The following is a 22,890-nucleotide window of genomic DNA, read 5'->3' as shown; positions in this document are numbered from 1 at the left end:
TCTTACAAGGCCAGGATCGAGGCGGACAAATCCAGTGCCTTGATCTTGCCGGCAGCTTTGTCGGCCTCGGTCTTGTTGGCAAATGGCCCCACCCGTACCCGGGTACGCGGGCCGTCCTTGGTTTCCACTACCTGGGTATAGGTCTTTAAACCCGCATGCTCCAGCTTCTGGCGTGCCTCGCGGGCCTTGGCCGTATCGGCAAACGCCCCGACCTGCACGATGAAGCGCTCGCCGCCGGCATCGGCTGCGGCGGCTTTGCCTTCGAGCAAGGCCTTGGCCTTGGCGCCTTCTTCCTCAGGCTTGTGCACGGGCTTGGCTTCCGGCTTGGGCTCGGGTTTCGCCTCAGGCTTGGCCGCTGCCACTTTTTCGGTTTTCTCGATCTTCTCGACCTTTTCAACCTTCTCGACTTTTTCCACCTTGGCCGCGGGCCGGGCCGGCACAACCTCTTCCTTAGGGTCAAGGCTGGCCTCGGCGGTCAGCTTGGAGTCTTTCACCGCCGGCTCGACGGTGCTGACCGGCTTTTCCACCTTGACCACGGCATCGGCGCCGCCAATGCTCAGCGGCTTGACCTTGGCTTTGTCCGGGATGTCGATCGGGATATCGACGGGAATCGGCCGTGGCTGGGTGTCGAACAGCAGGGGGAAGCCGACCACACCGACCAGTACCAGCAACGCTGCACCGATCAGGCGGTGGCGGGCGCGGCGGCGCATGCCGTCGATGGTTTCAGCCGGGCCCACCGACGGTTCGTCTTGGGAGCCTTTGGAGCGGAACTTGAAAAAAGCCATGCGGTGGAGAGTCAGGTGCCCATGTGTTTGGCTGTCAGCCGCGGAATACCGCCCTCAAGGACGCCGCCGACCGTATAAAACGAGCCAAAGACCACGATTCTATCAGCGGGGTCTGCGGCGACGATGGCCGCCGCCAACGCCTGCTGGGGGTCGGCGTGCACCGTGGCCGATGCATCTTTACGGCTATTTTGGGCCTGCCACTGGGTTTGCAAGTGCTGCGCCGTGGCGGCGCGCGGGGTTGGCATGTCGGTGAAATACCAGCGGTCGATCAGCGGGCCGATGCGCGCCAGCATGGGTAGCAAGTCCTTGTCGGCCATGGCACCGAACACCGCATGGGTGGTCGGGTAAAAGCCCATGGCGTCCAGGTTTGCCGCCAGTGCCGCCACCGCATGCGGGTTGTGCGCCACGTCCAGCACCAGGGTGGGCTGGCCGGGCACGATCTGGAAGCGCCCCGGCAGTTCGACCATGGACAAGCCGGTGCGCACCGCCTGCGCCGTCACCGGCAGCTGCTCGCGCAGCGCCGTCAACGCCGCCAGCACGCCAGAGGCGTTGACCAGCTGGTTTGCGCCGCGCAGGCCCGGGTAGCCGAGTCCGCTGTAGCGCCGGCCGCGGCCGGCCCAGCCCCACTGCTGCTTGTCACCCGAGAAGTTGAAGTCTTCGCCAAAGCGCCACAGGTCGGCGCCGATGGTCTTGGCGTGGTCCAGCACGCTCTGCGGCGGCATCGGGTCGCTGACCACCACCGGCTTGCCGGCGCGCATGATGCCGGCCTTCTCGAAGCCTATGCTTTCGCGGTCGTTACCCAGGAATTCCATGTGGTCCAGGTCGATGCTGGTGATCACGGCGCAGCTGGTGTCGATGATGTTCACCGCGTCCAGGCGGCCGCCCAGGCCAACCTCCAGGATCGCCACGTCCAGCCCGGACTGCGCCATCAGGCTCAGGATGGCCAAGGTACTGAATTCGAAGTACGTGAGGGAAATATCGCCTCTGGCGCTTTCCACGCTTGCGAAGTGTGCTACAAAATCAGCAGCGCCGGCAATCTCGCCACCGATGCGGCAGCGCTCTTCGAAATGCACCAGGTGCGGCGAGGTATAGACCCCGGTGCGGTAGCCCGATTGCAGCAGGATGGCTTCCAGCATGGCGCAGGTCGAGCCCTTGCCATTGGTGCCAGCCACGGTGATCACCGGGCAGTCAAAGCGCAGCTGCATCCGCTCTGCGACGGTGCGGACCCGGTCCAGGCCGAGCTCGATGGTAGTGGGGTGGAGCCGCTCGCAGTGCGCCAGCCAGTCGTTCAAGGTTTGCATGGGGGCTATTGTCGCAAACGATAATCCGGACATGATTACCCTCTACGGCATCCCCAACTGCGACACGGTCAAAAAGGCCCGCGTCTGGCTTGACAGCCACGCCCTGCCCTACACCTTCCACGACTTCAAGAAAGCCGGTGTGCCGGCCGACCGGCTAGCCGCCTGGACCCAGGCCGTGGGCTGGGAAAAGGTCTTGAACCGCCAGGGCACGACCTGGCGCAAGCTGGACCCGGCGCTGCAGGCGTCGGTGGTCGACGCGGCCAGCGCCCAGGCGGTGATGCGCGAGCACGCGAGCACCATCAAGCGCCCGGTGGTCGAATGGGGCGACAGCACCACCGTGGGCTTCAGCGCCGACGCCTGGGCCGGCAAAGCCCCGTAAAACCAGCGCCCGGCCGCCCTAGAATCGGCGGGCATTCCAGTCAAAAATTTAAGCCAAATATGCCTCTGGCGCAGGTACTACCTGCGCGAGCAGCTACAAATTCAATAGTAAGCAACAGAAAGTCCAGCATGACCACCGCAAAGATCGACAACGTCACCGTCACCACCCAAGCCAGCGTCTACTTCGACGGCAAATGCGTCAGCCACGGCATCACCTTTGCCGACGGCACCAAGAAAAGCGTGGGCGTGATCCTGCCCGCCACCCTGACCTTCAACACCGGCGCCCCCGAAATCATGGAAGGCGTGGGCGGCGAATGCGAATACCTGCTGACCGGCGCCACGGAATGGGTGAAATCCGGCGCAGGCGAAAAGTTCAGCGTACCGGGCAACAGCTCGTTCCAGATCCGCGTCGCCGCGCCCTACCACTACATCTGCCATTTTGGTTAAACACCCCCAGGCTGCAGCGCTACGCGTCTTCCGCCAACCCCCTTGCAGGGGGCAACACCTGCAGCCTGGCGAAGCCAGCTCTGCGGTGTTTCTGGCGAATGCGCGTTCTTCCTCCGCCCATTAGCTCTTCTGGAACAACGGGTGCAGGTTGTTGTGCTTGCCGTCGAACACCTCGGCGCCCACGTCGATCTGCAGCGTGATGCCGATGGCGCGCTGGTCGAAGATAGCCGCGAAATGCGCGCGGGTGCAGGCCAGCAAGGCCTCGCCGGCGCGCTGCTGGGTGGCCTCGCTGCGGCCCTTGCTCATGCGCAAGTTCAGGTAGACAAACGCATGGTCGCCCGAGCCATCGGCCACCGCATAGTGCGGCGCCGGGTAGGCGAACACCCGCGTGCCGCCGGTGGGAAACAGCTGCTTGCCCGCGTCGTCCTGCAGGCCGAGCATGGTGTCGGCCAGGCTGCGGCACAGCTGGCCGATGTCGCTACCGCCCTGGTCGGCGGGTTTGTCGAGCTGGCCGGTATAAAGAATCACGAGATGCGGCATGGTGGCTTTTAAGAGTTAAACAACGACGGGTTCGGGTTCTAGCAGGATACCGAAGCGCTCGTACACGCTGGTCTGGATCGCCTTGGCCAGGGTCATGACCTCACCGCCAGTGGCCGGGTTCTCGGCACCGCCGCGGTTCACCAGCACCAGCGCCTGCTTTTCATAGACGGCGGCATTGCCCACCGACTTGCCCTTCCAGCCGCAGGCGTCGATCAGCCAGCCTGCCGCCAGCTTCACCGTGCCGTTGGCCAGCTGGTAATACACCACGCGCGGATCGCGGGCGATGATGTCGGCGCACTGCTCGGTGCTGACGGTGGGGTTCTTGAAGAAGCTGCCGGCATTGCCTATCACCTGTGGATCGGGCAACTTGGCGCGGCGGATCTCGCAGATCCAGTCGAAGATCTGGCGCGCGCTGGGCGCCGCCACGCCGGTGGCGGCCATCTTTTTCTCCAGGTCCAGATAGCCGAGCACCGGCTTCCAGGCCTTGGTCAAGTGGAACCGCACGCGGGTGATCAGCGCCCGGCCCTCCAGCCCCAAACCACCTTGGTGCTTGAACACCGAGTCGCGGTAGCCGAATGCGCACTGGGCGGCGTTCAGCGTGAAGCTCTGGCCGGTCTGCAGGTCGACCGCGTCCAGCGCCTCGAAGCGGTCTTGCAGCTCCACGCCGTAGGCGCCGATGTTCTGCACCGGCGAAGCACCGACGGTACCGGGGATCAGCGCCAGGTTCTCCAGCCCCGGGTAGCCCTGGTCCAGGGTCCAGGCGACGAAGTCGTGCCAGTTCTCGCCGGCGCCGGCTTCGACGATCCAGGCCTTGTCGGTCTCGGCCACCAGGCGCTTGCCCGGCACCTCGACCTTCAGCACCACGGGCTTCACATCGCCGGTCAGCACGATGTTGCTGCCGCCGCCGAGCACGAACTTCGGCTGGGTCGCCAGCAGCGCATCCTCGCGCAGCGCCTGCAGATCGGCCTCGCTGGTGACGCGCACCAGGGTGTGGGCGCGCGCATGGATGCCGAAGCTGTTATAGCCACGCAAAGGAACATTTTTCTCGATTAACATGGCCAGATTGTCCCACCGGGCGGCGGGCAAGCCATGACAGTGCCCACGCCCCCAGCCTATTTTGAGAAAACCATGCCTTCATTCGACACCGTTTGCGAACCCGACTTGCCCGAAGTGCGCAATGCCGTGGACAACACCACCAAAGAAATCACCACCCGCTTCGACTTCAAGGGCACCTCGGCCAGCATCGAGCTGAAAGACAAGGAAATCACCTTGATCGGCGATGCCGAGTTCCAGCTCGACCAGATCATGGACGTGCTGACCAACAAGATGACCAAGCGCAACGTCGACGTGAAGTTCCTCGACAAGGGCGATGTGCAAAAAGTCGGCGGCGACAAGGTCAAGCTGGTGATCAAGGTGCGCAGCGGTATCGAGACCGAAGTCTCGAAAAAGATCACCCGCGCCATCAAGGACAGCAAGCTCAAAGTCACCGCCGCCATCCAGGGTGATGCGGTGCGCGTCACCGGCGCCAAGCGCGACGACCTGCAGGCGGCGATGGCGCTGATCCGCAGCACGATTGACGACCTGCCCCTGAGCTTCAACAACTTCCGCGACTGACCCGCATGGGCAGGCCTGCACCCCTCCGCCTGGCTGTACTGTGTGCAGCCCTGGCCATGGGCGCCGCGGTGCAGGCCCAGAGCGTGGCCCTCAGCGGCATGATGGGCGGCAAGGCCTTGCTGCTGGTCGACGGCAAGCCGCCGAAGAGCGTCGCGCCCGGCGAAACCCATCTGGGCGTCAAAGTAATCTCGGTGGCGGCGGACGAAGCCCTGGTCGAGATCAACGGCAAGCGCGCCACCTTGCGCCTGGGCGAGTCGCCGGTCAGCGTCAAGGGCAAAAGCAGCGGCAACAAGATCGTGCTGGTGGCCGACAGCCAGGGCCACTTCATCGGCCCGGGCCGGATCAACGGCCAGAGCATGCAGTTCGTGGTGGACACCGGTGCCACCGTGGTCAGCCTGGGCATGAACGACGCCGACCGCATGGGCATCAACTACAAAAACGGCGAGCCGGTGCGCATGAGCACGGCCAATGGCAACTCCAATGGTTGGCGCATACGGCTGAGTTCGGTGCGGATCGGCGATGTGGAGCTGTCCGGTGTGGAAGCGGTGGTCACGCCGTCGTCCATGCCCTATGTGCTGCTGGGCAATAGCTTCCTGACCCAGTTCCAGATGACCCGGATCAACGACCAAATGGTGCTGGAACGGCGTTACTAAGACTGCGTTCTCTGGTAGATTCGCTGCCAACCTTCTTGCCCATGCCCTATACCCACGTGCCCCACCCGCAGGACGCCGACTACGAGGACTTGCTCAGCCTCTGGGCCGACCTCGAATCGGGCCTGGCCATGGTGCTGGCGAACCCGCGCAACATCCCGAACTTCGAACAGAAGATCCGCCAGTACGACCGCTGGATGCAAGACCTGCTGCAGCAGGACACCGACACCGGCCTGTACCTGCTGTTCCAGCTCGCCACCAATGCCTCGGTCGGCTACAGCGCGCTGCATGCGCTGGTCTGCGCGGTGCTGTGCCACATCACCTCGCAAGAACTGCATCTGGTGGAAAGCGAGCGCGACAGCCTGGTGTTCGCCGCCATGACCATGAACGTCGCCATGACGGCGCTGCAAGACACCTTGGCGGTGCAGACCACGGCGCCCACCACCGAGCAGAAGGCGCTGATCCACACTCATGCGGCGGACGGCCGGCGCCTGCTGCTGAAGGTCGGGATTGTCGACACCGACTGGCTGGATGTGGTGGCGGCCCACCATGACGCGCACGACACCCGGCACGACTTCCAGCAGCTCGGCCTGGTGCCGCGGCTGGCCCACACCTTGCGCGTGGTGGACCGCTACGCCGCCATGGTCAGCCCGCGCAAGTCGCGCACCGGGCGCAGCGTGACGGACTCGGTGCGCAGCATCATGGCCAGCGCACTAGGCCCGAACGACCCCGTGGGTTTTGCGCTGGTGCGGGCCATAGGCCTGTGCCCGCCCGGCACCTATGTGCGCATGGACAACGGCGAAACCGCGGTGGTACTGCGGCGCAGCAGCAAGGCCAACCTGCCGTTGGTCGCCACCCTGATGAACCGCAAGGGCGAGGCCTATGTGCCGCCGCGCCTGCACCGCACCGCCACCAGCACGCCGCATGTGGAGTCGGCGCTGACCCAGGATGCGGTGAAGATCCGCGTCAACCACCAAAGCCTGCTGCGCCAGGGCATCTACGCCGACCGCCCGGCAGCGCCCCGCTAACTTCAGCCCGGCTTTTGGGTCTTCTTGCCCAGACGCGATTCGGTGCCCTTGAGCAAGCGGGCGATGTTCTCGCGGTGCCGGTACACCAGCAGCGAGCCCATGGCGCAGATGGACAGCAGCACCGGGGTTTCGGTGTACCAGGTGGTGCCGCCCCACAACACGTAATACACCGGCGCCAGCAGCGCGGCAGACAGCGAGGCCAGTGACGAATAGCGGAACGCATAGGCCATGATCAGCCAGGTGATGATGGCCATCAGGCCCAGCGCCCAGTGGATGCCCAGCAGCACGCCCAGCGCGGTGGCCACGCCCTTGCCGCCCACGAACTTGAAGAACACCGGATACAGATGGCCGAGGAACGCCGCCAGGCCGACCAGCGCAATCGTGCCGTCTTCCAGGCCGTAAGGTTTGCCATACCAGCCGACCAGCGCCACCGGCAACCAGCCCTTGACGCCGTCCAGCAATAACGTGGCAATGGCCGCCGGCTTGCTGCCCGAACGCAGCACATTGGTGGCGCCGGGGTTTTTACTGCCGAAGGTGCGCGGATCGCTCAGGCCCATGGCGCGGCTGACGATCACCGCAAACGACAAAGAGCCCAGCAGGTAGGCGGCCAGGGTGGCGAGAAGGGGGTAAAGCATTTCCAAGAGGTGTCTCCAAACTGGAGCGCATTTTGCCAGCCGTCTATAAAGGAATTGCGCAATTTACCGGTTTCGCGTCCAAAAGCTGCACGCAGACCTGCGGGTCCAGCCCAACCAGGTAGCCGCGCCGGCCGCCGTTGATGGCGATGCGCGGCAGCTCCAGAATCGCCGCCTCGATGTACACCGGCATGCTCTTGCGCGTAGCAAATGGCGAGGTGCCGCCGACCAGGTAGCCGCTGTGCCGGTTCGCCACCTCGGGCTTGCAGGGCGCGACCGATTTGCAGCCAATCTGCCGCGCCAGGTTCTTCAGCGACACCGCGCGGTTGCCGTGCATCAGCACGATCAGCGGCTTGGCGCGCTCGTCCTCCATCACCAGCGTCTTGACCACGCTGAACGGGTCCAACCCCAACACCTCGGCGCTGTGCTGGGCACCGCCGTGTTCCACATAGGCGTAGGGGTGCTCGGTGAAGGCGATCTTGTGCGCCCGCAGCAGTTGGGTCGCCGGCGTTTCCGAAATATGGTCTGACTTCGCCATACTGAAATTTATAAAAATAATGCCGCCAGCGCAGGAAGTACCTGCGCCGCCAGCTATTTAAACCATAGCAAATCCAAAAACCACCCCGGCTACCAATAAGCGCCCCTGCCCCCTTCCAGAGAACCCATGGAACCGGCTCCGCCGGGCCATAGGGTTCGCCCCCTGCTTGTCGTATCGGTTTTTCAAACCTATACGAGGGGGGTTGGCGGAAACACGCAGTGTGGAGCCTGGGGGTGAGCCTTATTGCGCAGGGTCGCGCAGTTCCCAGCGGACCTTGTCGATCTCGGCCAGCAGCTCGGGCGCCAGGGTCTCGCCCCAGTGATCCAGGCACTCGTCCAGCTGGGCCAACGAAGTCACGCCGATGATGGTGCTGGCGACCTGCCATTTGCTGTTGCAGAAGGCCAGCGCCATCTGGGTCGGCGTGAGGCCGTTGGCACGCGCCAGCGCGTTGTAGCGGCGCGCGGCTTCCAGCGCCTCGGTGCGGCCCCAGCGCTGCTTGCGCATGGATTCGAACTTGGCCAGGCGGCCCTCGGGCGCGCCCGGGCCGGTGGTGCCGGACGCGTCGTACTTGCCGGTCAGCAGGCCAAAGCCCAGCGGCGAATAGGCCAGCAGCGACACGCCCAGGCGGTACATGGTTTCGTCCAGGCCGTTTTCCACGGTGCGGTTGATCAGGCAATACGGGTTCTGCACCGTGGCCACGCGCGGCAGGCCATGCTGCTCGGCCAGGCGCACAAACTCGTGCACGCCGTATGGGGTTTCGTTGGACAGGCCGATGGCTTTGATCTTGCCCTGCTTGACCAGGGTGGCCAGGGCCTCCAGCTGCTCATGGATGCTGGAGACCGGCAGGTCTTTTTCGGGGTCGAAGTAGACGCCGCCAAAGGCCGGCACATGGCGCGCCGGCCAGTGGATCTGGTACAGGTCGATCACGTCGGTGCGCAGGCGGTGCAGGCTGCCGTGGCAGGCGTCGATGATCTCGGCACGGGTCAGGTCGGCGCTGCCGTTGCGCACCCAGGGCATGCCGCGCGACGGGCCGGCGACCTTGGTGGCCAGCACCACCTTGTGGCGCGCGCCGGGGTTCTTGGCAAACCAGTGGCCCAGGATGCTCTCGGTGCCGCCATAGGTTTCGGCCCGGGCCGGCACGGAATACATTTCGGCCGTATCCAGAAAGTTCACGCCGCGCTCCAGCGAGCGGTCGAGGATGGCGTGGGCATGGGCTTCGTCGACCTGCTCACCGAAGGTCATGGTGCCCAGGCAGATGGAGGTGACTTGCAGGTCGCTTTGACCGAGTTGGATTTTTTTCATGGGATGGCAATGGGTTTTGCTTAACAACCGTGTTTCAGCAGCGTTTTCCATCCTACAACAAGCGCCCGATGCAAGTCGTCCAGCGGACAGACAAGCCCCACGCTGCATGGCTAATATCGCGGCATGTACCAAGCCCTACGCCATTCCCGCAGCGAATTCACCACCTTGCGGACCATTCCGTACCACGTGCGCCAATGGGGCACGCCCAGGCCCGGCCAGCCACCGCTGGTGCTGGTGCACGGCTGGATGGACGTGGCGGCCAGCTACCAGTTCATGGTCGACGCCATGGCAGAGGACCGCCACATCCTCGCCCCCGACTGGCGCGGCTTCGGCCTGAGCGGCAGCGGCGGGGTCGACAGCTTCTGGATTCCCGACTACCTGGGCGACCTGGACTTTCTGCTCGACCACTACGCGCCCGGCCAGGCGGTCGACCTGGTGGGCCACAGCATGGGCGGCCACATCGCCATGCTGTACGCGGGCATCCGCCCCACGCGTATCCGCCGGCTGGTCAACCTCGAAGGCTTTGGCATGCCGGCCACCCGGCCGTCGCAGGCGCCGGGCCGCTATGCCGAATGGATGGACGGCCTGCACAGCCTGCACCGCGGCGAGATGGCGCTGAAAACCTATGCCGACCTGGCCGGTGTGGCCCAGCGCCTGGTGAAGACCAACCGCCGCCTGCCCGCCGACAAGGCCGACTGGCTGGCCCAGCACTGGGCCCAGCCGCAGACCCGGGACGACGGCAGCAGCGTCTGGCAGATCCTGGGCGACCCGGCGCACAAGCTGCGCGGCGCCCAGCTGTTCCGGGTCGACGAGGTACTGGCCGTGTACCAGCGCATCACCGCGCCGACCCTGGCGGTAGAGGCCTCGGACGACAGCCTGGCCCGCTGGGGCCTGGGCTACACGCTGGACGAATACCACCAGCGGCTGCAATCGGTGCCGAATGCCCGCATCGCCGTGGTCAACGACGCCGGCCACATGCTGCACCACGACCAGCCGCAGCAGCTGGCACGATTGATCGAAGATTTTTTCGCCTGAAATTCAAGCCTTTCAGGCCTCTGGCGCCTATGAATCCAGCATGAGCAGCTCTTAATTCAGTAGCAGGCCAGCCGATGGCGTGCCCCGGGGTTCTGTGCCACTATGTAAACGTCATTGGCTACAGGCGCTGCACCAGCGATACCCCATGAAACTAAGCCTCAAACTTCCGCTGGCGTTTGCCGCTGCGTTGGTCTTGGTCCTGTGTGCCGCGCTGTTCGGCATCTACCAGCTGAACCAGTCACTGAACACCTACCAGACCACGGTGCAGACCAGCTACGGCCACGAACGCGCCATTTCCCATCTGCTGAACGACTTCAAAGTCCAGGTGCAGGAATGGAAAAACGTCTTGCTGCGCGGCAAAAACCCGGAGCAGCTGGACCGCTACTGGAAGGCATTCCAGACCAAAGAGAGCGAAATCGTCCAGTCCGCCAGCGCCCTGCAGCAGGCTTTGCCCGCAGGCGAAGCGCGCAGCCTGGTTGAGCGCTTTGCACAAGCCCACCAGACCATGGGCGCGGCCTATCGCAAGGGCTTTGACGCCTTCAAAGCCGCCGACTCCGACCCGGCGGTGGGCGACAAGGCAGTGCAGGGCATGGACCGCGAGCCCAGCAAGCTGCTGGACGAAGCCGAAAAGGCCATAGGCAGCGACAGCCGCGCCGTTGCCGACATGGCCGCCAGCAACGGCCAGCGCGCCACCGCCATCAGCCTGACCATCATGCTGGCGGCTTGCATTGCCGTCATGCTGGCCAGCTGGCGCTTCAGCCGCACCATCACCACCCGGCTCGGCCATGCGCTGGGCGTGTCGCAGTCGGTGGCCAGCGGCGACCTGACCGCCGCCCAGGCCGTGACGGGCAAGGACGAGCTGGCCGATCTGCTGAACGCGCTGCACGGCATGCAGACCAACCTGTCCACGGTGGTGGCCACCGTGCGCTCCAGCGCCGAAAGCGTGTCCAGCGCCAGCCAGGAGATCGCCGCCGGCAACCACGACCTGAGCTCGCGCACCGAAGAACAGGCCTCGGCACTGGAGCAAACCGCCGCCTCCATGGAAGAGCTGGGCGCCACCATCCGCCAGAACACTGACGGCGCCGAGCATGCCAACCAGCTGGCGGTAACCGCCTCCAGCGTGGCGGTGCGCGGCTCCCAGGTGTTCAGCCGCGCGGCCGACACCATGAGCGGCATCACCGAAGCCTCGCGCAAGATCTCCGACATCATTGGCGTGATCGACGGCATCGCCTTCCAGACGAATATCCTGGCGCTGAACGCTGCGGTAGAGGCGGCGCGCGCCGGTGAGCAGGGCCGCGGTTTTGCCGTGGTGGCCAGCGAAGTGCGCCTGCTGGCCCAGCGCAGCGCCGATGCGGCCCGCGAGATCAAGGCCTTGATCCAGACCAGCGTGCAGCGCATGGCCCAGGGCTCGGCCCTGGTGGACGAAAGCGGTGCGGCGATGCAGGAAGTGGTGGCGTCGATCCGCCGCGTCACCGACATCATGGGCGAGATCAGCGCCGCCAGCCAGGAGCAAAGCCGCGGCGTGCAGCAGATCAGCGAAGCCGTGACCCAGATCGACCAGACCACCCAGCAGAACGCCGCCCTGGTGGAAGAAAGCGCGGCCGCCGCCGACAGCCTGCAGCACCAGGCGGCCGAGCTGGTGCGCACGGTGTCGGTGTTCCGGCTCAGCGGCGCTGCGCCCGGCCTGGGCAAAGCGCTTTTGGCCTGAAGCAGCGAAAGCCCAGCCTGCCGCCCGGGCGTCATGAGAGGCGTGAGAAAATAATGGGTTAAGCCCTCGGCTCACCCAACTGGCCGGCTCCCGCAGCCGGCCAGTGCACTCAAGAAAGACTCTCATGGAAGCAGAACGCATCAACACCATTGGCAACCAACTTAGCAGCCTGAGCGTGCGTACCGAAGATTTACGGAGGTATCTTTGACGTCGATGCCAAAGCCGAGCGCCTGCGCACCGTCAATGCATCGCTAGAAGACCCCAGCGTCTGGAACGACCCAAAGAAGGCCCAGGAACTGGGCAAAGAGAAGAAACTGCTCGACGGCGTGGTGCTGGCGCTGGAAAAGCTCACCCGTGAGCTGGCCGACAACACCGAGTTGTTCGAGATGTCCAAGGAAGAAGGCGACGAAGACGGCCTGCTCACCATCGAGACCGAGACCGCGGGCTTGGCCACGGAGGTCGAAGCGCTGGAATTCCGCCGCATGTTCAACCAGCCGGCCGACCCCCTGCCCTGCTTCCTGGACATCCAGGCCGGCGCCGGCGGCACCGAAGCCTGCGACTGGGCCAGCATGCTGCTGCGCCAGTACCTGCGCTACGCCGAACGCAAGGGCTTTACCGCCACCGTGGAAGACCTGACCGACGGCGACACCGCCGGCATCAAGGGCGCGACCATCAAGATCGAGGGCGAATACGCGTTCGGCCTGCTGCGCACCGAAACCGGCGTGCACCGCCTGGTGCGCAAATCGCCGTTTGACTCGTCGGGCGGCCGCCACACCAGCTTTGCCAGCGTGTTCGTCTACCCCGAGATCGACGACTCGATCGAGATCGAAATCAACCCCAGCGACGTGCGCACCGACACCTTCCGCGCATCCGGCGCCGGCGGCCAGCACATCAACAAGACCGACTCGGCCGTGCGTCTGACGCACATCCCGACCGGCATCGTGGTGCAATGCCAGGACGGCCGCAGTCAGCACAGCAACCGCGACGTGGCCTGGAAGCGCCTGCGTAGCCGCCTGTACGACTTCGAGCTGCGCAAGCAACAGGAAGCGCAGCAAAAGCTGGAAGACACCAAGACCGATGTGGGCTGGGGTCACCAGATCCGCAGCTACGTGCTGGACAACAGCCGTATCAAGGACCTGCGCACCAATGTCGAAGTCTCGGCCACGCAAAAGGTGCTGGACGGCGACCTGGACATCTTCATCGAAGCCTCTCTGAAACAAGGCGTTTAATGCAAGCTCTTTTCGCGCAGCCCACCAAGGCCCTGATCTTCGACATGGACGGCACCATGATCGACTCCATGCCGCACCATGCCTCCACCTGGCAGGACTTTGCCCAGAAGCACGGTATTCGCATGGACATCGACGAGCTGATGCGCCGCACCACCGGCCGCACCGGCCTGGAATGCGTGCGCCTGCTGCTGGACCAACCGGATATGGACGACGCCCTGGCCTGGGAGCTGGTGCACGAGAAGGAGCGCCTGTACCGCGACATCTTCGGCCCCATCTTCAAGGAAGTGGCCGGCTTCAGCGCCTTCTACGCCGCCACCCGGACGCGCGGCCTGAAGGTTGGCGTGGGCACGGCGGGCGACATCCACAACGTGGAATTCGCCCTCGGCCATCTGAATATGGCGCCGCCGCCCGACGCTATCGCCCGTGGCGATGAGGGCCTCAGCGGCAAGCCTACGCCCGCTATATTTTTAGCAGCAGCAGAGCGCGTGGGCATTGCGCCAAAGCACTGTATCGTCTTCGAAGATGCGCCTTTTGGCATAGAAGCTGCTCGCCGGGCCGGCATGCGTGCGGTCGGCATCTGCACCACCAATACACCCGAAGAGCTGGCCGGGCCGCACGTGATCACCTGCGTGCGCAATTACGACGAACTCTTGCAATCGAACTTTCTGGGGAACCTCCATGTATCGTGAAGGACAGGCGACAGCCATCCACCGGGCCGACTACACCGCGCCGGCTTTCTGGATCGACACGGTCGAGCTCTGCTTCGACCTGGACCCGGCCAAAACCCGCGTGCTCAACAAGATGCGCATGCGCCGCAACCCGGATGTGCCGGCCCAGGCGCTGCGCCTGGACGGCGAAGAGCTGAACCTGGCGCGCGTACTGGTCAACGGCCAGGGCGCTTCGTTCAAGATCGAGGGCAACCAGCTGGTGCTGGAAAGCCTGCCTGGCGTTGAAGACGGCGCCTTTGACCTGGAAATCTTCACCACCTGCGCGCCGGCCAAGAACACCAAACTGATGGGCTTGTTCGTCAGCAACGACACCTTCTTCACCCAGTGCGAGGCCGAGGGCTTTCGCCGCATCACCTACTTCCTGGACCGCCCGGACGTGATGGCCACCTATACCGTGACCCTGCGCGCCGACAAAGCCAAGTACCCGGTACTGCTAAGCAACGGCAACCTGGTCGACCACGGCCCGCTGGACGATGGCCGCCACTTTGCCAAGTGGGAAGACCCGTTCCGCAAGCCCAGCTACCTGTTCGCCCTGGTGGCCGGCCAGCTGGTCAGCCGCGAGCAGCGCATCAGCGCGCGCAACGGCAAAGACCATTTGCTGCAGGTGTTTGTGCGCCCCGGCGACCTGGACAAGACCGAACACGCGATGCACTCCCTGATGGCCTCGATCGCCTGGGACGAAGCCCGCTTCGGCCTGCCGCTGGACCTGGAGCGCTTCATGATCGTCGCCACCAGCGACTTCAACATGGGCGCGATGGAAAACAAGGGTCTGAACATCTTCAACACCAAGTACGTGTTGGCGAACCAGGCCACGGCCACCGATACCGACTACGCGAACATCGAGTCGGTGGTCGGCCACGAGTACTTCCACAACTGGAGCGGCAACCGCGTCACCTGCCGCGACTGGTTCCAGCTGAGCCTGAAGGAAGGCCTGACGGTCTTCCGCGACCAGGAATTCAGCCTGGACCTGTGCCGCGACCCCTCGGCCAAGGCCGTCAAGCGCATCGAAGACGTGCGCGTGTTGCGCACCGCCCAGTTCCCCGAAGATGCGGGCCCGATGGCCCACCCGGTGCGGCCCGACAGCTATATCGAGATCAACAACTTCTACACCGTCACCATCTACGAAAAAGGTGCGGAAGTGGTGCGCATGATGCAGACCTTGGTGGGCCGCGACGGCTTTGCCAAGGGCATGACGCTGTATTTCGAGCGCTTCGACGGCCAGGCCGTGACCTGCGACGACTTCGCCCAGGCGATTGCCGACGCGAATCCGCAGTCGGAGCTGGCACGCCTGCTGCCGCAGTTCAAGCGCTGGTACAGCCAGGCCGGTACGCCGCGCGTGCAGGCCGTGGGCCACTACGACGCGGCGTCGCGCAGCTACAGCCTGACCCTGTCGCAAACCTGTGCGCCCACGCCCGGCCAGGCCACCAAAGAGCCGTTCGTGATCCCTATCGGCCTGGGCCTGCTGGCGCAGGATGGCAGCGCGCTGCCGTTGCAGAGCGCTGACGGTTCGACCCTGAGCGCGCCCTACACCTTCGTGATGACCGAAGCAACGCAAACGCTGACCTTCGTCAACCTGGACGCCGAGCCCGTGCCCAGCATCCTGCGCGGCTTCTCGGCCCCGGTGGTGCTGGTGTACGACTACACCGACGCCCAGCTGCTGACCCTGCTGGCTTTTGATACCGACGCCTTCAACCGCTGGGAAGCCGGCCAACGCCTAGCCGTGCGATCCGCTATTACATTAATAGCTGGTGACGCAGATATATCCGGCGTCAAACCGCTAAACGATGCCTATATTGAAGCGATGCGCAGCGTGCTGCGCCATCCAGATCTGGATGCCGCATTCAAAGAGCTGGTGCTGACCCTGCCATCCGAAACCTACCTGGCCGAACAGCTGAACGTAGTCGACCCGCAGCGCATCCACGCGGTGCGCGAAGCCATGCGCAGCCAGCTCGCGCAAGCCCTCGCCAACGACTGGGCCTGGGCCTACGAGACCTACGGCGACACCGGTGCCTACCGCCCCGACCCACTGTCCAGCGGCCGCCGCGCACTGACCGGCATGGCCTTGAGCCAGCTGTGCCTGGCCGCGCAGACCAGTGGCGATGTGGTCTGGCCCGGCAAGGCCTACCAGCGCTTCAAGGACGCGGGCAATATGACCGACCGCTTCAACGCGCTGGCCGCGCTGGTCTCCAGCGGCCATCCGCTGGCCGCGCAGGCGCTGCCGCGCTTCCATGCACTGTTCAAGGACGAAGCCCTGGTGCTGGACAAATGGTTTGCCCTGCAAGCCGGCGCCACCGACCGCGATGGCAACATCCTGCCGGCGGTGCGCCAGCTGATGAAGCACCCCGACTTCAGCCTGCGCAATCCGAACCGTGCGCGCAGCGTGGTGTTCAGCTATTGCAGTGCGAACCCCGGCGCCTTCCACCGCCGCGACGCCGCAGGCTATGTGTTCTGGAGCGAACGCGTGATCGAGCTCGACGGCATCAACCCGCAGGTGGCCGCCCGCCTGGCGCGCGCCCTGGACCGCTGGAAGAACCTGGCCGAACCCTACCGCAGCGCTGCCCGCGAAGCGCTGGTGCGGGTAGCCGCCAAGACCGACCTAAGCAACGACGTGCGCGAGGTAGTCTCCCGCGCACTGGCCGACTAAACAAGGAATCCCATGTCCCAAAACATATCCCTCACCCGCTACCTCGTCGAGCAGCAACGCGTTGACGGCCTGATCCCGTCGCAGCTGCGCCTGCTGATCGAAGTCGTGGCCCGTGCCTGCAAAGGCATCAGCCATGCGGTCAACAAAGGCGCACTCGGCGGCGTGCTCGGCACGGCCGACTCGGAAAACGTGCAGGGTGAAATCCAGAAGAAGCTGGACATCATTGCCAACGAAGTACTGATCGAAGCCAACGAATGGGGCGGCCACCTGGCGGCCATGGCCTCGGAAGAAATGGAAGAAATCCATGCCGTGCCCAACGGCTACCCGCAGGGCGAATACCTGCTGCTGTTTGACCCACTGGACGGCTCCAGCAACATCGATGTGAACGTCAGCATCGGCACCATCTTCAGCGTGCTGAAGAAGCCGCCAAGCGATGCCGCCGTGGTCGAGCAAGACTTCTTCCAGCCCGGCAAGAACCAGGTCGCCGCAGGCTACTGCCTCTACGGCCCGCAAACCACGTTGGTGCTGACGGTAGGCAATGGTGTCGCCATGTTCACCCTGGACCGCGAACAAGGCTCGTTCTTCCTGACGCAGGAAAACGTCCAGATCCCGGCCGACACCCAGGAATTCGCCATCAACATGAGCAATATGCGCCACTGGGATACCCCGGTGAAAAACTATATTGACGACTGCCTGCAAGGCACGGAAGGCCCACGCGGCAAGGACTTCAATATGCGCTGGATCGCCAGCATGGTGACCGACGTGCACCGCATCCTGACCCGCGGCGGCATCTTCCTCTACCCTTGGGACAAGCGCGAACCCGGCAAGCCCGGCAAACTGCGCCTGATGTACGAAGCCAACCCCATGGGCTGGCTGGTCGAACAGGCCGGCGGCGCCGCCAGCACCGGCACCCAGCGCATCCTGGACATCGTGCCGCAAAAGCTGCATGAACGCGTCAGCGTGGTGCTGGGATCAAAAAATGAAGTGGAAAAAGTAGGCAGCTACTTCTCCAAGCTATAATCTGAGGCTAATGTGCCGGTGTAGCTCAGTCGGTAGAGCAGCTCATTCGTAATGAGAAGGTCGGGTGTTCGATTCATCTCTCCGGCACCACATGAAATAAGAAAAGCCCGCTATTCAAAAGATAGCGGGCTTTTGCTTTTTTGGGTTCATGTAGCCACCATGTAGCCGGCGGGGCATGTTTTCGCACCCTCGCCGAAGAGCTGAGTTATTTCGTTCAATAGACATGTAATTGCGACTCAGCCCCGCAGCAAGACAACTGGACACGCGGGAAATTCAAATACGCGCGAGACGCCCTAACGCCGAGGTGCCCTGGTCAGCCAGTAAGCGGCGCGGCACCGCCAAATTGACTGCTCGTATCGGAGGAACTGCTCGGCTGCGACGCATGAACGTGGACGAGCAACATGCCTGTCTAGAATGCAAAGCTGCATCGCCAATTGAGGCCGCGCTCTACAACACACTCATCACATGGAAATCGAATTACCACCATCGGTGGGGAGCCAACATCTCGGCCGCTTATTTTCCATCTGCACAGCTATAGATAGGACAGACGATTTACATGTAATCCTGGATGCCTCTGAAGTTAGCTCAATTGACCCTCAGGGCTTCACAATTTTGGCGGCTCTTTTCTCCCGACACCCATCAAAGAAAATATCCATCCATTGGCTGAGAACAAGCGTTGCCAGCTACATGTCTAGAATGGATTTCTTCAACCATTTTGATGTGGATGGTGTGGAAATTCCTCAAAACGGACGCAACGATCAACGCAGCGGCTTAACTGAATTGACTTGTGTGGAGAGCTATGCAGATAGCGACGCCGCAGCTAACCGTTTAGCGGATGCTATAACTGGCACGTTAACCAATGCTGACCCAAACGCCGTGGACGCCGCAGAGCCAGGTCAGTTCGGACGATTCAAACACCCCATCTTTTACTCGCTCTCTGAGCTCTTGGATAACGCATTGACACATGCACGACAGCAAGACAATCAGCGAGCACAAGTCTGGGTCGCCGCCCAGTTTTACAGGGGAAATGGGACCGTAAAAATGTCTGTAGTCGATAACGGCTGCGGGATGCTAGCAACGCTCAAAAATCATCCCAAACTTCCCGAGCGGACCCATGTGGCAGCGATAAACACGGCTCTAATATCTCGCGTGAGTTGCAACAGAAACGGTAATTTATATAACACACATGGAAATCAAGGGGTCGGTTTAACAACAACAGCAAAAATTGCAAAATCTGCTCATGGCAGTTTAACTATTGCCTCCGGAGACGCTTTTGTGATGTCTTCGGAAGGGCGCAGCGGCATTTGGACTGATGATGCCTATTGGCAAGGCGTTTCGATTGGACTAGTTTGCAAGCGAGGCCTACTGCCTTCGATTCGAGTGCGTGAGTTGCTACCTCCCGAAGACACTGACGTTGACATATCTTTTCTGTAACAATTGAGTGAGCTATCGATTGTCTGATAGAGTGATAAGCGTCCCACCGTTTGAACGGTTTTACGAAGTCTCAGGAGCATCCTATGTTGACCGAGCTTTCATTACACCCTGCTATGTTTGGGCCGATTTCTAGCCCACGAAGCCTGGGCACTCGGCCTGCCGCCATCCCTTACCGTCAGCAAATTGAGACTTCTATTGAACTTGGCAAGGTGATCGTTCTGGACTTTGCAGGGGTAGAGGCGACCCAGTCATTTGTCGATGAATTGATTGGTGTTGTAGTTCTGCATCATGGTAGGTCTGTATTAGAGTTGGTTAAATTTCGCGGTTGTTCCGACGACATGAAGGCCGTCATCAGATTTGTTATATCTGACCGCGCGCGACAGCATGATGAGGAAAAATCAGCTAGCAGACCAGTATTTCACTAACTGATACGCCCGCCCATAGCGGGCTTTTTTACGGCTTTTATTCTTCGGACTCGTCCGATTCATTGGATTCGTCAAACAGTCCCGCGTTCAGATACACATAGTTGCCGCTGTCCAGGCCTCGGATTTTGCTCATGATGTCTGGAGGATTTCCTTCCTCAAAACGTACCGTCACCGAATAGACTAAACCGTCGTCACTCGAGTCTTCATCAAGTGCGAACTCCAATTGGTCTAGCTCCTCCATTGATATGCCCAGTTCTGAGGCGACCAACACCAGCTGTCGGCGCTCTCTAGCTTCGTCAAGTGCATCACTGCTCATAATTTTCTCCAAAAGCCCATTGTGCGGGTTTACTCATACTTTTACATCAAGACCAAAAAGGTAAGCCGTCTCTGGTAATGACTACCTCACTCGCTTTCAAACCCGGTATCACGTTCTGCGCTAGATCTTCTGGGCTGTGTACGAACAGACAAAGCGACTGGCTCACAAAATTGAGGATTCGCTCGCTGACGCCGGCAGGCTGTCGCTCTTGGTGAAATTGGTCCCTGAGCCGCGCACCCGGTTTGATCCAGAGAACGATACCGATACCGTGCCGAATTGAGCAAAAGAAATGTAAAAAAGGCCGGATGCCTTGGCAGACGCCCGGCCCTTATCCAGGAAGAGAAATTACTTCCCCTTCTTCCCCCCAGATGGCGGAGGTGTCACAACCGTGCGGCGCTCAATCGTCGTGGTAGACGGGTGAGACTTTGCATATCTCGGTGTAACAATCTGCCCGGTTTTCGCGTCGCGGGGCATAGTAATGGTTCTAGTTGCCATGATTTTGGCGTCTTTCTGGCCTAAGCCGTTAGGGTAAATAACCTGATCTATCCCCAACTTTCATGGCAACATATAGGCTCTTGACAGATATGTTTAGAAAGTCCCCGATCAGGTCGAACTGCTAGGGCGCGGAAGCCAGGGTTGCAGCCCTGGCTTTTTGCGTTGTGGAATGCCGCCACTATATATAGGGTCTGAAATCAATTCAAGCCACTACCGGTAGTGTCCAATGCGGACAAGGACTTTTCTTGCGAGGTTTTATAACGCCTGACGCGTACTAGTTGCCCGGCAGGTCGCGCCAGACCTCGGCTTTCGCCTCCATCACCAGCAACCATGCGGGTTTGCAACGGATTCTCCCCGGTACGTATCTAGCTGCTTACGTTGGATGAGCTCACTGACATCAGAAAATAAAGTTCTTGAGGCTTGCACTGTTACACTTTTCTATCAACTAGCCTCGCCCGCAAGAGAAATAGACAGGCCAATTTGTTCGTTTCTACTCACAAAGTCGCAAGGTTCATATTGAACGGGTATGGGTCAAAAGCCGTAAATCGGAATGTACGTCTGACAAGTCCGGCGAGGCCTTACAGGGATCAAGCGCGTTCCTGCTATGTATGCATGCCAAACCGACGCGACAGCAAAACGCACGGCTGAGCTTCAAGCATTGAAGTGACGGGTCGGTGCGGTAGCCTTGCGCCAAGTCCCCCGGATTTGGCCAGCAACCAAACCGGCAGGCACCTGGCCCAATTCTGGCGCCGCTGGGTAGCCAACTAGGCCCGTAAATACCGGCATTCCGGTAGTTCGTGCAGCGCCTCGCGGGAGGTCATGTGCTCGAAAAAGTCCTGAAAGGTCTCGTGCATTTCGGTGTGGTCGCCGGCTAAGAGTGCGCGCACGGCCTTGGCACCCTGGTCGTCGATGACGCCGAACAGACGCTTCTCTACCTCGTCATTGATGATTGGTCCGAATTGCGTCGTGTAAAGGTCGAACTCGACGAAGCAGTTCTTTGTTCCCCATTTATGCAGCGCCGTGCGAAGGACCTCGCGGCCATCCGGTAGGGCTTTGCGATCCGGGTCCAAAATTCAGATAGAACAGGCGCGACTGGTTAGGCGCAAGGAAGCCGCGCTGATACCACTGCGGCACATAGTGATTGTTGCGGGTCTTCTGGTCGGACATGTGGCGGGAGCCTAACCGATCTAGGTCCGCTCTCGCATAGCCGACACTCGTTAGTGACGCAGCAATACCGACACGCCTTCGCCAGACACCGAACCTAACGGGTAGTTCCTTTCGCTCCGCGGCATGCCGACTGGCCTACTGGAACAAGAAGGCCGTACTGAGTTTGGGTTGCACTGAAACGATCGCAGAGAACGGCACTGGATCGGAATGAATCGGCAAAGGTCTGCCTCCATCCGGCGATATCTGAACTGGCTTCTTGAATCGCCGCAAAAGTTAGGATCGCATCCATCTTGTCAAGGCGAACATCGGCCATTGCCAGCACAGCCTGCCGCTCCTTCGGGTCGACCGGGAGCGGTTTGGACTCAGCGAAATACGGGCGCAGCTCTGACCTTTCGACCAGTGCGCTCAAATGACTATTCCATTCGGAAGCAATGTGTTCGTATGCTGCCTCGGTCGCATTCCGATTTGATAGCTTCCATTGAAGTCCTGCAAACGCGATTGCGACCACTCCCACAAGAGAAACAATCAGCTTGGCGTATTCAAGCCGGAGCTTGATTTCCTCCCGTCGCTCACTTCGGTCGGTCGCATTGCTCATTGTCCGTTCCTATCGAAGGTGTTGTTGACCTGAATGCCGGTCTGACGTGAACAATATACCTGGTGTTAATTTCCACGCAAACCTGACCCCCAGTGGGTCACTTCTGGGTGGAAATCAACAGCTTATCAACCTTAACCAAATCACCAGATTCTTGATGCTCAGGCCTGTGTCCGGTGCCATCTGTCCGCCAACAAGCACCAGCGCAACCGGCATCGCCAACAACTGGTTCTGGATCTCCGACAGTGTTTTGTTGAGCTTCAATGTGGAGTCAAGGTTGGTCGTGGATCGTGACGACTACGAGCAACTTGGCGTACCGCCTTGGTTTCTATCTTGAACAAGTTTTGGATTTCGTCTAGTACGACAATGCCAGGGAAATAACATGCAACTTTGGCTAGCCACTCCCGAGCCATTGCCGGAGCCGGCCGACTGCGGCCGCTGAGCATATCTTTCCTGTAAGAAGTTCCTAAAATCTGATCGGTGGCAAGGCACAGCATTTCCGCCAAATCGCCCACTCGACCCGACTCCGGCACGTCTACCTTTAGCCAGACCATCTGTTTCACTGGGCCGACCAAGCCAGGAAATGCCTCGTGGATGACGACCTGGCACTTAAGACGAAGCGCTCGCTCAATAGCATTGGATTTACCCACCCCTGACAGGCCGCCAACCACACCGGCCAGTTGCAAAGGGGTTTCGCTCGGCGCGGTATTCTGACCTAGCATTATTCGGCGCCAAGTCGATGCGGAGGACGGCCGACGATGCGTGTAACCCTGCCTGATCATCAAATCAATCATCGCCGCGATGTCGAGTCCTGCCTCCGTTGGCACGTGGAGACGGAAAATCGCAGCCAGTTCATGCTCAAGCAGGTAAGCTGGCACACCA

25 protein-coding genes and 1 tRNA gene are annotated in these 22,890 nt (G+C 61.7%); 14 read left to right on the top strand and 12 right to left on the bottom strand.

Going from position 1 to position 22,890, the window contains the following annotated elements; all coding sequences use genetic code 11:
* Positions 1–2: 2 nt before the first annotated feature.
* Both J2X19_RS00785 and folC read right to left on the bottom strand, forming a co-directional pair.
* On the bottom strand, positions 3–785 hold the full coding sequence (locus J2X19_RS00785) for an SPOR domain-containing protein (RefSeq protein WP_310369765.1): 783 nt from the start codon (positions 783–785) through the stop codon (positions 3–5).
* Positions 786–796: 11 nt separating this feature from the next.
* Positions 797–2,086 (bottom strand): bifunctional tetrahydrofolate synthase/dihydrofolate synthase, encoded by a 1,290-nt coding sequence (gene folC / locus J2X19_RS00780; RefSeq protein ID WP_310369762.1) that lies wholly within the window; start codon positions 2,084–2,086, stop codon positions 797–799.
* Between the two features lie 31 nt (positions 2,087–2,117).
* Here folC and J2X19_RS00775 point away from each other — a divergent pair, with 31 nt between their 5' ends.
* Positions 2,118–2,465 carry an arsenate reductase gene (locus tag J2X19_RS00775; RefSeq protein ID WP_310369761.1) on the top strand — a complete coding sequence of 116 codons (348 nt, stop codon included), beginning with the start codon at positions 2,118–2,120 and terminating at the stop codon, positions 2,463–2,465.
* A 128-nt stretch (positions 2,466–2,593) separates the two neighbouring features.
* A complete protein-coding gene (ppnP, locus tag J2X19_RS00770; RefSeq protein ID WP_116605800.1) occupies positions 2,594–2,911 on the top strand; it encodes a pyrimidine/purine nucleoside phosphorylase in 318 nt (105 codons plus the stop codon).
* A 120-nt stretch (positions 2,912–3,031) separates the two neighbouring features.
* On the opposite strand, the gene J2X19_RS00765 is transcribed toward ppnP, so the two are convergent.
* Positions 3,032–3,451, bottom strand: a complete 420-nt coding sequence (locus J2X19_RS00765; RefSeq protein ID WP_310369758.1) for a 5-carboxymethyl-2-hydroxymuconate isomerase — start codon at positions 3,449–3,451, stop codon at positions 3,032–3,034.
* A gap of 15 nt (positions 3,452–3,466) precedes the next feature.
* On the bottom strand, positions 3,467–4,507 hold the full coding sequence (murB, locus tag J2X19_RS00760) for a UDP-N-acetylmuramate dehydrogenase (RefSeq protein ID WP_116606113.1): 1,041 nt from the start codon (positions 4,505–4,507) through the stop codon (positions 3,467–3,469).
* Positions 4,508–4,579: 72 nt separating this feature from the next.
* On the opposite strand from murB, the gene J2X19_RS00755 reads away from it, so the two are divergent.
* The 3 genes from J2X19_RS00755 to J2X19_RS00745 are packed head-to-tail and all read left to right on the top strand — an operon-like array spanning position 4,580 to position 6,743.
* On the top strand, positions 4,580–5,065 hold the full coding sequence (locus tag J2X19_RS00755; protein WP_310369753.1) for a YajQ family cyclic di-GMP-binding protein: 486 nt from the start codon (positions 4,580–4,582) through the stop codon (positions 5,063–5,065).
* Positions 5,066–5,070: 5 nt separating this feature from the next.
* Entirely contained in the window at positions 5,071–5,718 is a 648-nt protein-coding gene (locus J2X19_RS00750) for a retropepsin-like aspartic protease family protein (RefSeq protein ID WP_310369751.1), read from the top strand.
* Between the two features lie 41 nt (positions 5,719–5,759).
* Positions 5,760–6,743, top strand: a complete 984-nt coding sequence (locus J2X19_RS00745; RefSeq protein ID WP_310369749.1) for an HD-GYP domain-containing protein — start codon at positions 5,760–5,762, stop codon at positions 6,741–6,743.
* A 2-nt stretch (positions 6,744–6,745) separates the two neighbouring features.
* Here J2X19_RS00745 and plsY read toward each other — a convergent pair whose 3' ends face one another.
* From plsY to J2X19_RS00730, 3 genes are all read right to left on the bottom strand, one after another.
* Positions 6,746–7,384, bottom strand: coding sequence for a glycerol-3-phosphate 1-O-acyltransferase PlsY (gene plsY, locus J2X19_RS00740; protein ID WP_310369746.1), 639 nt, complete (start codon positions 7,382–7,384; stop codon positions 6,746–6,748).
* 37 nt (positions 7,385–7,421) lie between these two features.
* Complete coding sequence (locus J2X19_RS00735) at positions 7,422–7,913, bottom strand: aminoacyl-tRNA deacylase (RefSeq protein WP_310369744.1); 492 nt, start codon at positions 7,911–7,913, stop codon at positions 7,422–7,424.
* 240 nt (positions 7,914–8,153) lie between these two features.
* Positions 8,154–9,215 (bottom strand): aldo/keto reductase, encoded by a 1,062-nt coding sequence (locus J2X19_RS00730; RefSeq protein WP_310369742.1) that lies wholly within the window; start codon positions 9,213–9,215, stop codon positions 8,154–8,156.
* 123 nt (positions 9,216–9,338) lie between these two features.
* On the opposite strand from J2X19_RS00730, the gene J2X19_RS00725 reads away from it, so the two are divergent.
* The 9 genes from J2X19_RS00725 (at position 9,339) to J2X19_RS00685 (ending at position 19,438) form a co-directional block, all read left to right on the top strand.
* Complete coding sequence (locus tag J2X19_RS00725; protein WP_310369740.1) at positions 9,339–10,250, top strand: alpha/beta fold hydrolase; 912 nt, start codon at positions 9,339–9,341, stop codon at positions 10,248–10,250.
* A gap of 145 nt (positions 10,251–10,395) precedes the next feature.
* Positions 10,396–11,958 carry a methyl-accepting chemotaxis protein gene (locus J2X19_RS00720; protein WP_310369738.1) on the top strand — a complete coding sequence of 521 codons (1,563 nt, stop codon included), beginning with the start codon at positions 10,396–10,398 and terminating at the stop codon, positions 11,956–11,958.
* 124 nt (positions 11,959–12,082) lie between these two features.
* Positions 12,083–13,187, top strand: a protein-coding gene (prfB, locus tag J2X19_RS00715) for a peptide chain release factor 2 (RefSeq protein WP_116605790.1) whose coding sequence is annotated in 2 segments (ribosomal slippage) — positions 12,083–12,163 and positions 12,165–13,187 — 1,104 coding nt in all. Because the reading frame shifts where the segments join, the coding sequence is not laid out codon by codon here.
* Positions 13,187–13,876 (top strand): HAD family hydrolase, encoded by a 690-nt coding sequence (locus J2X19_RS00710; protein WP_310369735.1) that lies wholly within the window; start codon positions 13,187–13,189, stop codon positions 13,874–13,876. Before prfB ends, J2X19_RS00710 begins: the two co-directional genes overlap by 1 nt.
* Positions 13,866–16,559 (top strand): aminopeptidase N, encoded by a 2,694-nt coding sequence (gene pepN / locus J2X19_RS00705; RefSeq protein ID WP_310369734.1) that lies wholly within the window; start codon positions 13,866–13,868, stop codon positions 16,557–16,559. Before J2X19_RS00710 ends, pepN begins: the two co-directional genes overlap by 11 nt.
* A gap of 12 nt (positions 16,560–16,571) precedes the next feature.
* A complete protein-coding gene (locus J2X19_RS00700; protein WP_116605787.1) occupies positions 16,572–17,579 on the top strand; it encodes a class 1 fructose-bisphosphatase in 1,008 nt (335 codons plus the stop codon).
* Positions 17,580–17,593: 14 nt separating this feature from the next.
* Positions 17,594–17,669 (top strand) — tRNA-Thr (locus J2X19_RS00695).
* A 375-nt stretch (positions 17,670–18,044) separates the two neighbouring features.
* The gene (locus J2X19_RS00690) at positions 18,045–19,013 is read left to right on the top strand and encodes an ATP-binding protein (protein ID WP_310369732.1); all 969 of its coding nucleotides are present in this window, start codon (positions 18,045–18,047) and stop codon (positions 19,011–19,013) included.
* An 83-nt stretch (positions 19,014–19,096) separates the two neighbouring features.
* A complete protein-coding gene (locus J2X19_RS00685) occupies positions 19,097–19,438 on the top strand; it encodes an STAS-like domain-containing protein (protein WP_310369730.1) in 342 nt (113 codons plus the stop codon).
* A 37-nt stretch (positions 19,439–19,475) separates the two neighbouring features.
* On the opposite strand, the gene J2X19_RS00680 is transcribed toward J2X19_RS00685, so the two are convergent.
* The 5 genes from J2X19_RS00680 to J2X19_RS00660 all read right to left on the bottom strand — a co-directional run bounded on the left by J2X19_RS00680 (position 19,476) and on the right by J2X19_RS00660 (position 22,886).
* Positions 19,476–19,754 carry a hypothetical protein gene (locus tag J2X19_RS00680; RefSeq protein ID WP_310369728.1) on the bottom strand — a complete coding sequence of 93 codons (279 nt, stop codon included), beginning with the start codon at positions 19,752–19,754 and terminating at the stop codon, positions 19,476–19,478.
* A 1,259-nt stretch (positions 19,755–21,013) separates the two neighbouring features.
* Positions 21,014–21,319 carry a hypothetical protein gene (locus J2X19_RS00675; protein ID WP_310369727.1) on the bottom strand — a complete coding sequence of 102 codons (306 nt, stop codon included), beginning with the start codon at positions 21,317–21,319 and terminating at the stop codon, positions 21,014–21,016.
* A 191-nt stretch (positions 21,320–21,510) separates the two neighbouring features.
* Complete coding sequence (locus tag J2X19_RS00670; RefSeq protein WP_310369725.1) at positions 21,511–22,011, bottom strand: hypothetical protein; 501 nt, start codon at positions 22,009–22,011, stop codon at positions 21,511–21,513.
* A 114-nt stretch (positions 22,012–22,125) separates the two neighbouring features.
* Complete coding sequence (locus J2X19_RS00665) at positions 22,126–22,272, bottom strand: hypothetical protein (protein WP_310369723.1); 147 nt, start codon at positions 22,270–22,272, stop codon at positions 22,126–22,128.
* Positions 22,269–22,886 (bottom strand): AAA family ATPase, encoded by a 618-nt coding sequence (locus J2X19_RS00660; RefSeq protein WP_310369721.1) that lies wholly within the window; start codon positions 22,884–22,886, stop codon positions 22,269–22,271. Before J2X19_RS00660 ends, J2X19_RS00665 begins: the two co-directional genes overlap by 4 nt.
* Between the last annotated feature and the right edge of the window lie 4 nt (positions 22,887–22,890).

Origin of the sequence: Rhodoferax ferrireducens, from assembly GCF_031458075.1 — a bacterium.
GTDB lineage: Bacteria > Pseudomonadota > Gammaproteobacteria > Burkholderiales > Burkholderiaceae_C > Rhodoferax_B > Rhodoferax_B ferrireducens_A.
This window is presented reverse-complemented; position numbering and strand designations above follow the sequence as displayed.